The sequence below is a fragment of the Nesterenkonia sedimenti genome (assembly GCF_012641515.1).
GTDB classification, from domain to species: Bacteria; Actinomycetota; Actinomycetes; order Actinomycetales; family Micrococcaceae; genus Nesterenkonia; species Nesterenkonia sedimenti.
Window position 1 is genome coordinate 1 of sequence record NZ_JABAHY010000030.1, and the last position, 8,959, is coordinate 8,959.

The 8,959-nt window shown below is 62.3% G+C and carries 12 protein-coding genes; 11 read left to right on the forward strand and 1 reads right to left on the reverse strand.

Annotation, left to right across the window (positions count from 1 at the left end):
- Positions 1-251 precede the first annotated feature (251 nt).
- The 11 genes from HGQ17_RS14620 (at position 252) to smpB (ending at position 8,363) form a co-directional block, all read left to right on the forward strand.
- On the forward strand, positions 252-1,472 hold the full coding sequence (locus HGQ17_RS14620; RefSeq protein ID WP_168888692.1) for a CpaF family protein: 1,221 nt from the start codon (positions 252-254) through the stop codon (positions 1,470-1,472).
- Positions 1,469-2,338, forward strand: a complete 870-nt coding sequence (locus HGQ17_RS14625) for a type II secretion system F family protein (RefSeq protein WP_168888693.1) — start codon at positions 1,469-1,471, stop codon at positions 2,336-2,338. Before HGQ17_RS14620 ends, HGQ17_RS14625 begins: the two co-directional genes overlap by 4 nt.
- Entirely contained in the window at positions 2,335-3,303 is a 969-nt protein-coding gene (locus tag HGQ17_RS14630; protein WP_168888694.1) for a type II secretion system F family protein, read from the forward strand. Before HGQ17_RS14625 ends, HGQ17_RS14630 begins: the two co-directional genes overlap by 4 nt.
- Before the next feature lie 56 nt (positions 3,304-3,359).
- Positions 3,360-3,548 (forward strand): hypothetical protein, encoded by a 189-nt coding sequence (locus HGQ17_RS14635; protein ID WP_168888691.1) that lies wholly within the window; start codon positions 3,360-3,362, stop codon positions 3,546-3,548.
- 9 nt (positions 3,549-3,557) lie between these two features.
- Positions 3,558-3,953: a TadE/TadG family type IV pilus assembly protein gene (locus HGQ17_RS14640; protein WP_168888695.1), complete on the forward strand. Its 396-nt coding sequence runs from the start codon at positions 3,558-3,560 to the stop codon at positions 3,951-3,953.
- Complete coding sequence (locus HGQ17_RS14645) at positions 3,940-4,374, forward strand: hypothetical protein (RefSeq protein ID WP_168888696.1); 435 nt, start codon at positions 3,940-3,942, stop codon at positions 4,372-4,374. The genes HGQ17_RS14640 and HGQ17_RS14645 overlap by 14 nt, the downstream gene beginning before the upstream one ends.
- Positions 4,374-4,796, forward strand: coding sequence for a hypothetical protein (locus HGQ17_RS14650; protein WP_168888697.1), 423 nt, complete (start codon positions 4,374-4,376; stop codon positions 4,794-4,796). Before HGQ17_RS14645 ends, HGQ17_RS14650 begins: the two co-directional genes overlap by 1 nt.
- Before the next feature lie 61 nt (positions 4,797-4,857).
- The gene (gene prfB, locus HGQ17_RS14655) at positions 4,858-5,958 is read left to right on the forward strand and encodes a peptide chain release factor 2 (RefSeq protein WP_168888698.1); all 1,101 of its coding nucleotides are present in this window, start codon (positions 4,858-4,860) and stop codon (positions 5,956-5,958) included.
- Complete coding sequence (gene ftsE / locus HGQ17_RS14660; protein WP_168888699.1) at positions 5,955-6,917, forward strand: cell division ATP-binding protein FtsE; 963 nt, start codon at positions 5,955-5,957, stop codon at positions 6,915-6,917. Before prfB ends, ftsE begins: the two co-directional genes overlap by 4 nt.
- Positions 6,914-7,831 carry a permease-like cell division protein FtsX gene (gene ftsX, locus HGQ17_RS14665; RefSeq protein ID WP_168888700.1) on the forward strand — a complete coding sequence of 306 codons (918 nt, stop codon included), beginning with the start codon at positions 6,914-6,916 and terminating at the stop codon, positions 7,829-7,831. Before ftsE ends, ftsX begins: the two co-directional genes overlap by 4 nt.
- A 10-nt stretch (positions 7,832-7,841) precedes the next feature.
- Positions 7,842-8,363: an SsrA-binding protein SmpB gene (gene smpB, locus HGQ17_RS14670; protein ID WP_168888701.1), complete on the forward strand. Its 522-nt coding sequence runs from the start codon at positions 7,842-7,844 to the stop codon at positions 8,361-8,363.
- A gap of 33 nt (positions 8,364-8,396) precedes the next feature.
- Here smpB and HGQ17_RS14675 read toward each other — a convergent pair whose 3' ends face one another.
- Positions 8,397-8,807, reverse strand: coding sequence for a DUF6480 family protein (locus HGQ17_RS14675; RefSeq protein ID WP_168888702.1), 411 nt, complete (start codon positions 8,805-8,807; stop codon positions 8,397-8,399).
- Between the last annotated feature and the right edge of the window lie 152 nt (positions 8,808-8,959).

The following is an 8,959-nucleotide window of genomic DNA, read 5'->3' on the forward strand; positions in this document are numbered from 1 at the left end:
GATCGGGCGACAGGTACTGCCCGACAGCGTGAAGTCCGAGCTCATCGAGCCGGCAGAACGTGGTCAGATCGGGCGCAAGGAAAGTAGGCTGGGGCATGTCGAGGTCTTCCGGATGGGGAGTATGAGAACTTCCATCCTCAGGGAGACCTCGACCCCTATCCGCCCAGCGACGCGCTCAACCGACTACACCCTCGATCGTGAAGAGCCGTTATGGTGTAGGGCACACTGGTTACGAAGAGGGTGAATGAGCAGTGGATGCCTTGGCGCTCGTTGAAGATGAGGTGCGTGAGACCATCCGGGTGCGCGGTATCGACCCCGCTGATGACCCCGGAAGCACCAAGGAACTCATCGAGGCTGCGGTGGCAGACTACGACCGCCGCTCCATGGTTTCAGCCCTGCCGCTGTTGGGTGACCCCGGGCCCGCCACCACCAAAATCTTCCACTCGGTAGCCGGATATGGGGAGCTTCAGCCGCTCCTGGAGGATAAGACTGTTGAAGAGATTTGGTGGAACCGACCCGATCAGGTCTTCGTGGCCAGGGCGGGGCGTTCCGAACTGACCTCGGTCACCCTGACCGAGACCAAGGTCAAAGACCTCGTGGAACGCATGCTGAAGTCCACCGGACGCAGGTTGGATCTCTCCAGCCCCTTTGTGGATGCATCACTGCCAGATGGTTCCCGATTGCATGTCGTGATTCCGGATATCACCCGTCAACACTGGGCAGTCAATATCCGTAAATTCATCACCCGCAGCTCATCTCTGGAGGAAATGGTCCAGTTGGAGTCCCTGTCGCCCGCGGCCGCGGAGTTCCTGGGCCACTGTGTGGGCAGGGGAGTCAACTGTCTGATCTCCGGAGGCACCGGGGCAGGGAAGACCACCATGCTCAACGCCCTCACCAGCGCGATTGGGCCCCGGGAGCGGGTTGTGAGTGTGGAAGAGATCTTTGAACTGCGAATACCGCTGCGCGATGTCGTGGGCCTGCAATGCCGGCAGCCCAATCTCGAAGGTACCGGCGAGATACCCCTGCGCCGCCTGGTCAAAGAAGCTCTCCGAATGCGCCCGGACCGGCTGATCGTCGGCGAAGTCCGAGAGGCTGAGAGCCTCGATATGCTCCTGGCTTTGAATAGTGGAATGCCCGGCCTTGCTACCTTGCATGCGAACTCGGCCCAGGATGCGCTGACCAAGATATGCACTCTTCCACTGCTAGCCTCACCGAATATCACCCGGACCTTCACCGTCCTGACCGTGGCTGCCTGTATTGACCTCGTCATTCACTGCACACGCGATAGGGCCGGGCGCCGGTATGTCTCCGAAATCCTGGGAGTCGGAAGCCGGGTTGAAGCCAATACGATCGAGACCAGCCTCCTATTCACCCATGATGGACAGCAGCTGGTGCCGAATCCAGATGCAGCATTTGAACATCCTCGGCTCGGACCAGAGGTTCACGATCTGCTCACAGGTGAGAACGGGTGAGCCCCGCTTCGGTCCTGCTGGGGCTAGGGCTGGGAACCGGCTTGCTGCTGGTGATCCAGTCCTTCAGCCCGCGCAGAGAAAAGCCGCCGCGGATCGGGTCCAAGAAACCCCATCCAATCCGCCGAGTTCTGGACGAAGCGGGTCATCACCGACTCCCAGTCTCCGCGCTGATCGTCGCCATGACCGCAGCTGGGCTCTTGGCCTTCCTCACCGTCCTGCTGATCACCTCAGTACCAGCCATCGCCGCTTGCTTCGGGCTCTTCGCCGTGGCTGCTCCATATGCACTCGTGCTCTGGCAGGCCAAACGGCGACAGCGATCTCTTGCCGGAGTCTGGCCCGATGTTGTTGATCACCTGCGTTCGGCCATCCGCTCAGGACTTTCCCTACCGGAAGGGCTGATGGAACTCGGGCGCAACGGCCCTGAACCACTGCGCGAACCCTTCACCGAATTCGGCGACGACTGGCGGGCAGGGATGACGCTTGAGCACGCATTGGAACGGCTGCGCAACCGACTGGCAGACCCCGTGGGGGACAGGATCGTATTGGCGCTGAATATCACTCGTGAACTCGGCGGCACCGATCTCGGCAGGCTCCTGAACACTCTGGCGGAAGTCCTGCGAGAGAACACCCGGACCCGCAGTGAACTCGAGGCCAGGCAGTCCTGGACAGTCACCGGGGCTCGGGTAGCTGTTGCAGCCCCGTGGATTGTCGTACTGATGCTGGCCACCCGCCCCGAAGCGGCAGCTGCATACCGCGAACCCACCGGCGTTGGGGTGCTGGCAGCGGGACTGGCGGTCTCGGTCCTCTGCTACTGGACGATGCTGCGCATTGGCGCCCTGCCCCGCCAAGAACGGGTGTTGGTATGAATCTGGCAAGCATTCTCGACCTCGGCCACGCGACCCTGATCTGGGCGGCGGTGGCCGGTGCAGCACTCGGTGCCGGACTGTTGCTGACCTTCTACGGGCTGCCCGCCATGAACAGGCCCCGGATGCTCGAGCGCGTGGCTCCACATGTTCATATGCTGCGGCCATCTCCGACACCCACGCACAGTGCCTTCCGCGGAGCCGCACGACTGGTGGAACCAGTCCTGATATCGGCGGTCAACCGGCTTGAGGCCATCGGAGTTCCGGTCCTGGGCCGAGGAAACCAACAACTGATCCGCCGGCTGGAACAGGCCAACAGCCCGCTGACCCCAGTTGAGTACCGCATGCAGCAGCTGATGGCCTCCATACTGGCCATCGCCCTTGCCATCGGATTGAGCTTGGCGGCGGTGGCAGCTGGTTCCTTCCGCATTCTGCCGGCGATTGTCTTAGTTCTGCTCAGTGCACTGGCCGGAGCTGCAGCCAGAGAGGCCCTGCTCAGTGCCCGCATCAAACGACGGAGGGCCCGGATACTCACGGAGTTTCCCGCCGTTGCGGAGATGCTGGCCCTGGCAGTCAGCGCCGGTGAGACCGCATCAGGGGCATTCTCCAGGATCAGCCGCAGCATCCAAGGCGAGCTCTCGGCAGAGTTCCAACGCGTGATCAACCGGATCCAGGCAGGTGAGACATTCACTGCCGCCCTGCGCAGAATGAGCACCAGAATTCAGGACTTACCTCCGGTCTCTCGCTTCTTCGAAGGGGTCGTGGTCGCCGTCGAGCGGGGCACGCCCCTAGCCGATGTCCTCCACGCCCAGGCCGCCGATGCCCGCGAACTCTCCAAACGCGAACTCATGGAATCAGCCGGCCGCAAGGAAGTCGCCATGCTGGTGCCGCTGATCTTCGGGATTCTGCCACTGACCGTCATCTTCGCGCTCTTCCCCGGTTTGGCGCTGTTGGAAATCGGCTTATGAAAAACACCCACCTACAGACCCCCACAGAAAGACACACAACTATCAGGGAGTAAAAGATGCAGTACCTATACAACCGGCTCACCACCGCATTGACCGATGCTCACCGGGAGGACCGTGGAGATGTTCCCGGCTGGGTGATGATCACCCTCATGTCCGCGTTATTGGTGGCTCTGCTGCTGGCCCTGGCTGAACCGGCCTTCACCCGCCTGTTCAACCAAGCCGTGGACCAGGTCGCCCCCGAATAGGCTCGTCCAGTGGACCCATCCGCCAGGCATCGTCTGCAACAGGATCAGGGCTCGGCCACTGCAGAGTTCGCGATGGTGGCCTCGCTGCTTGTGCTGCTGGTACTTGCGATCATCCAATTCGCCGGGATGATCCATGTCCGCAATACCCTCATCGACGCAGCCTCAACCGGTGCCCGGTTCGGTGCCCTGGATGACCGCACCGCCGAGGACGGAGTCGAACGCGCTCGAAGTCTGATCGCCTCATCCGTGTCCGACCGCTACGCCCAGGACATCAGTTACACCTACCGCCCCGATGAGAACGGTCAGGTCCTGGAGATCACTGTGGAGGCCCAGTATCCGGTTCTGGTGGTCCTGACCGGGGCCGGGAATCTGGAAGCGACCGGGAGCGCCTATGTCTATGAATGAAGAGGAGGGTTCGGCCGTCGTGGAGTTTCTTGCCCTGGCGGTGCTCCTGCTGATCCCTACAGTGTGGTTCCTGGTTGCCGTGGCCCAGGTGCAGTCCGCCGCCTATGCGGTCACCGGGGCGGCTGATCAGGCAGCCAAGGTCTATGTCACCTCCCCGCACGGGCACCAGCAGAGCGCGGCGCACAGCGAGGCCGCAGTACAGAGGGCCCTGGGCGACTTCGGCATTGACCCCGGTCAGGCCGAGATCCGGCAGAGCTGTTCGGCAGACTGCCAGGAACCGGGTTCGGTAGTCCAGTTCGATATCGAGCTGAGAGTTCCCGTACCGCTTGTCCCGGAGTTCGGCGGCTGGGAACACCGGTTGGTCACCGTCTCAGCCTCGGCCGCCCAGGTCCAACACGATGCCGCGGAAGGCGCACCCTGATGAGACTCCACCGTGAGGAATCCGGCCAGACCACCGTGCTGATTCTGGGGCTGACTGCCATCATTCTGATGCTGACCGCGGCCATCGTCTCGGCCACCAGCGTGAACCTTCAAACCCGCCAACTGCTCGCCGATGCCGATGGGGCGGCCTCAGCTGCTGCCGCCAGCGCCCAACTGGCTGGCCCCAGCCCGGAACTCAGTGACCAGCAGGTCAGGGCAGCCGCAGAGGAACACTTACAAGAGGTAGCCGCCGACCAGCGACACCATAACCTCCGCATCACCACTGCGACCGGAACTGCAGACGGTCAGACCGTCGAAGTCGAACTGGCCGCCGAGGCGGAGCTGCCCGTGCTGCGGTGGGTGCTGCCGGCCACCGTGGAGGTGACAGCGGGCTCCCACGCCCGGGTCGGGGTCGAACGTTGAAAGCTCTCCTGGGCGCTGCCTGACCCTAGATTCCGGCTGACACCGGTACTGTAGATACGTTATGGCAGAAACAGACTTTCCCGCCGAGCTCGCCGAACTGCGCGACACCCTCCGGCGAATCACCGACGTGATCGACGTCGAGGCCCTCCGTGCTGAGATCACCGACCTCGAGCAGCAGGCCGCCGACCCCAACCTCTGGGATGACCAGGACAACGCCCAGAAGGTCAACTCCCAGCTCAGCCATAAACAGGCCCAGCTGGACAGGGTCAACAACCTCGCCTCCCGCATCGACGACGCCGAAGTCATGGCAGAGATGGCAGCCGAGGAGAACGACGACGACGTTCGGGCGGAAGCTGTGGACGAGCTGGGCTCCATCCGCAAAGCCCTGGAATCCCTCGAAATCGTCACCCTGATGTCCGGGGAGTACGACGAACACGATGCGGTGGTCACCATCCGCTCCGGCGCCGGGGGAATCGATGCCGCAGACTTCGCCGAAATGCTGCAGCGGATGTACCTGCGCTGGGCCGAACGCCGCGAATGGGACGTCAAAGTCCTCGACACCTCCTATGCCGAAGAAGCCGGCATCAAATCCACCACCTTCGAGGTCAAAGCCCCCTACGCCTTCGGCACCATGTCCGTGGAAGCCGGCACCCACCGCCTGGTGCGCATCAGCCCCTTCGACAACCAGGGCCGACGCCAGACCAGCTTCGCCGCAGTGGAGGTCATCCCGCTGCTGGAGGGCACCGAATCCATCGACATCGACGAGAACGATCTGAAAATCGATGTCTTCCGCTCCTCCGGACCCGGCGGTCAGTCAGTCAACACCACCGACTCCGCAGTCCGCATCACCCACCTGCCCACTGGCATCGTGGTCTCCATGCAGAACGAAAAATCCCAGATCCAGAACCGAGCCGCTGCCATGCGCGTGCTCGAATCCCGGCTGCTGCTGCTGAAGAAAGAGCAGGAAGCCGCCGAGAAGAAGGAACTGGCCGGGGACATCAAAGCCAGCTGGGGCGACCAGATCCGCTCCTATGTGCTCCACCCCTACCAGATGGTCAAAGACCTGCGGACTAACCACGAGGCCGGCAACGCACAATCAGTGCTCGACGGCGACCTCGACGGCTTCATCGAATCCGGCATCCGCTGGCGGCAAGGCGAATGATCCGCTTCGACCGCGTCACCCGGGTACACGAGAACGCCGGGGGAAAACCCGCCCTTGACGAGGTCTCCGTAGAATTCGAACGCGGCGAGTTCGTCTTTCTCATCGGAGCCTCCGGCTCCGGGAAATCCACCCTGATGCGGATGATCCTGCGCGAAGGCCTCCCACAGGCGGGCAAACTCACCGTCGCCGGACACAACCTCGGCATCATGCTTGAGCGCCGGGTACCCGAATACCGGCGCAGTGTCGGCATGGTCTTCCAGGACTTCCGGCTGCTTCCCGATAAGACCGTCTACGAAAACGTCGCCTTCGCCATGCGCGTCATTGGCGCCTCCCGCGGAGACATCCGCAAACGTGTGCCCAAAATCCTCGAACGGGTCAAACTCGACCACCTCGCCAAACGCTACCCCCACGAGATCTCCGGCGGAGAGCAGCAGCGAGCAGCCATCGCGAGGGCCATCATCAACAAACCCGCCATCGTGCTGGCCGATGAGCCCACCGGAAACCTCGACCCCCGGGCCTCCGAGGAGGTCATGAAGATCCTGCGCTGGATCAACTCCTCCGGAACCACCGTGATCATGGCCACCCACGACCGCGCCATCGTCGACTCCATGAAACGCCGCGTGGTCCAACTGCATAAAGGACGGATCGTCCGCGACGAAGCCAAAGGCTCCTATGACCCGCCACCAGGGTCAGAAGCCTGGGAGCTGCTGACCGAAGAAGCCGAGAAAACCGGGCTGCGCGCCTCCGATCCACTGCCGGTGATGACCCAGGCCAACCCCATCGCCGTGCCTGAGGGTGTCAAAACCGACACCGATAAACTCACCCTGCGCCAATACGAAGTCTCCTTCCCCGAAGACGACGAGGAATTAGAGGGTGAAGAAGTCCTCGACGCCGACTATCTCGAAGTCGACGTCGCCGATCTCCCCGAGTTCAACCAGGATGAGGGGGAGAAACGATGAGCGCCCTCGGTTACCAGCTGGGGGAGACCTTCAGCTCCCTGCGCAGAAACCTCGCCATGGTGACCTCAGTGGTGCTGGTCACCTTCATCTCACTGGGCTTCGTGGGCGCAGCAGCCCTGATGCAGATGCAGGTCAACCAGATGACCGAGGACTTCTACGAACGGCTCGAAGTCTCCGTCTTCCTCTGCACCGACAACTCCGCAGAGACCGCCTGCCCCACCGGGGGAGTCACCGATAACCAGCGTGACGACATCGAACAGATGTTAGAAACCGGTGCAGCCAGCCAATACGTGGACTCCTACCGGTACGAATCCCAGGAAGAAGCCCTGGAGAACTTCCAGGAATCCCGCGAGGACAGTGTCCGGGCAGCCAATGTCACCGCAGAGGATATGCCTGAATCCTTCCGGGTGCTGCTGGAAGACCCCCAGCAGTACACCATCGTCAGCGAACTCTTCGCCGGAGTCCCCGGCGTCGAGAACGTCGCCGATCAGCAGGAAGTCCTCGACCAGATCTTCGGCATCCTCAACGGTCTCACTGTGGTCGCGCTCATCGTCGGCGGTGTGATGATCCTCTGTACGGTGCTGCTGGTCTCGACCACCATCCGACTCTCGGCATACAGCCGACGACGCGAGACCTCCATCATGCGTATGGTCGGAGCCTCGAAATCCATGATCCGCACCCCCTTCATCCTCGAAGGGGTGATCGCCTCAGCCTTCGGTGCGCTGCTGGCCTGTGGTGCGACCTGGGTGATCGCCGAATTCCTGATGGGGCAATGGCTCTCCGACCAGGTCACCGGGATCGTATTCATCAACGGTGCGGACTCCTGGATCATCATGCCGGTGCTCCTGCTGGTAGCGATCCTCTTGGCCGGACTCTCCTCCTGGGTGACAGTGAGGAAGTACCTGCGGGTATAGTGGCCTTCTTATGGGCAAGTACAGCGCGAACCCCAAGTCTAAGAAACAGAAGGACCAGCGTAACCACGTGGTTGCGCGGAATCGCCGTGCCCTGCACGATTACCAGATCCTGGATAAGTACGAGGCCGGGATCGTGCTCACCGGCACGGAAGTGAAATCCCTGCGGGAAGGCCAAGCCTCCCTGGTGGACGGCTTTGCTGCCTTCGATCACCGGGGTGAGCTGTGGCTGGAGCAGGTGCATATCCCCGAATACCTCAACGGAACATGGACCAATCACGCCACGCGGCGTAAGCGTAAACTCCTGCTCAACCGCAAGGAACTGATCAAGATCTCCCGGCAGATCGAAGATCCGGGCCTGACCATTGTGCCGCTGAACCTCTACTTCAAAGACGGTCGGGCCAAGGTGGAGATCGGTATTGCCCGGGGTAAGCGTGAATACGATAAGCGTCAGACCCTGCGGGAGAAGCAGGACGCACGCGAAGCTCAGCGGGCCATGCGAGCCCGCAACCGCGGAGCGGCTGCAGAGCTATAACAGGCCCGCTGAGCAGAGCGGGTTTCAGCGGCCTCAGCCGATGAGGCCGGCGATATAGCCGACGAATACCAGCACCAGCAGCAATGCGATGGCAATGCTGACGCCGATGAGCACTGGTTTGTTCTTCGGCGGGGTGCTCGGGGCCGGTGCCGGGGGAGTGGCCGTGGCGGAATTGGACTCCGGCGGGGTCTGACCCGGCTCGAGGTCCTCCTCATTCCGCAGTCCCGGATTCTGCGCCGGATCCGGATCGAGGTTCGGGTTCCTGGCCGTCTCATTGCGGCCATACCGGTCACTGCTGGGCGCGGCTTCTGCCGCCTGTTCAGGTGATTCCTGAGGGGCCGGCTCCGGATTGCCCTCTGGATGCTGGTCCCGGTTCTGCCGGGGATCAGCATTACCTGAGGCAGATGTAGAACCCAGATTCTGGTTCGGCGAAGGGGTGGTCATGTCGCTCACCCACTCATCTTTGACTCGACGTCGTGCTTCGTCCATGACCGTCGCGAAGATCTCTCCGCGACTTGCACGCCCAGCCTAAACAGGCCATTCGCGGTTGAGCGTGGAGGTGTGTCGAGTCAAGGGGCTCGCGCCCTTATTGGATG

What these genes read in the sequence shown, in the direction of transcription:
- ftsX (WP_168888700.1), top strand. Translation starts at nt 6,914, where the DNA reads ATGAGCGCCCTCGGTTACCAGCTGGGGGAGACCTTCAGCTCCCTGCGC.
- HGQ17_RS14645 (WP_168888696.1), top strand. Translation starts at nt 3,940, where the DNA reads ATGTCTATGAATGAAGAGGAGGGTTCGGCCGTCGTGGAGTTTCTTGCC.
- HGQ17_RS14630 (WP_168888694.1), top strand. Translation starts at nt 2,335, where the DNA reads ATGAATCTGGCAAGCATTCTCGACCTCGGCCACGCGACCCTGATCTGG.
- HGQ17_RS14650 (WP_168888697.1), top strand. Translation starts at nt 4,374, where the DNA reads ATGAGACTCCACCGTGAGGAATCCGGCCAGACCACCGTGCTGATTCTG.
- HGQ17_RS14635 (WP_168888691.1), top strand. Translation starts at nt 3,360, where the DNA reads ATGCAGTACCTATACAACCGGCTCACCACCGCATTGACCGATGCTCAC.
- ftsE (WP_168888699.1), top strand. Translation starts at nt 5,955, where the DNA reads ATGATCCGCTTCGACCGCGTCACCCGGGTACACGAGAACGCCGGGGGA.
- smpB (WP_168888701.1), top strand. Translation starts at nt 7,842, where the DNA reads ATGGGCAAGTACAGCGCGAACCCCAAGTCTAAGAAACAGAAGGACCAG.
- prfB (WP_168888698.1), top strand. Translation starts at nt 4,858, where the DNA reads ATGGCAGAAACAGACTTTCCCGCCGAGCTCGCCGAACTGCGCGACACC.
- HGQ17_RS14675 (WP_168888702.1), bottom strand. Translation starts at nt 8,807, where the DNA reads ATGACCACCCCTTCGCCGAACCAGAATCTGGGTTCTACATCTGCCTCA.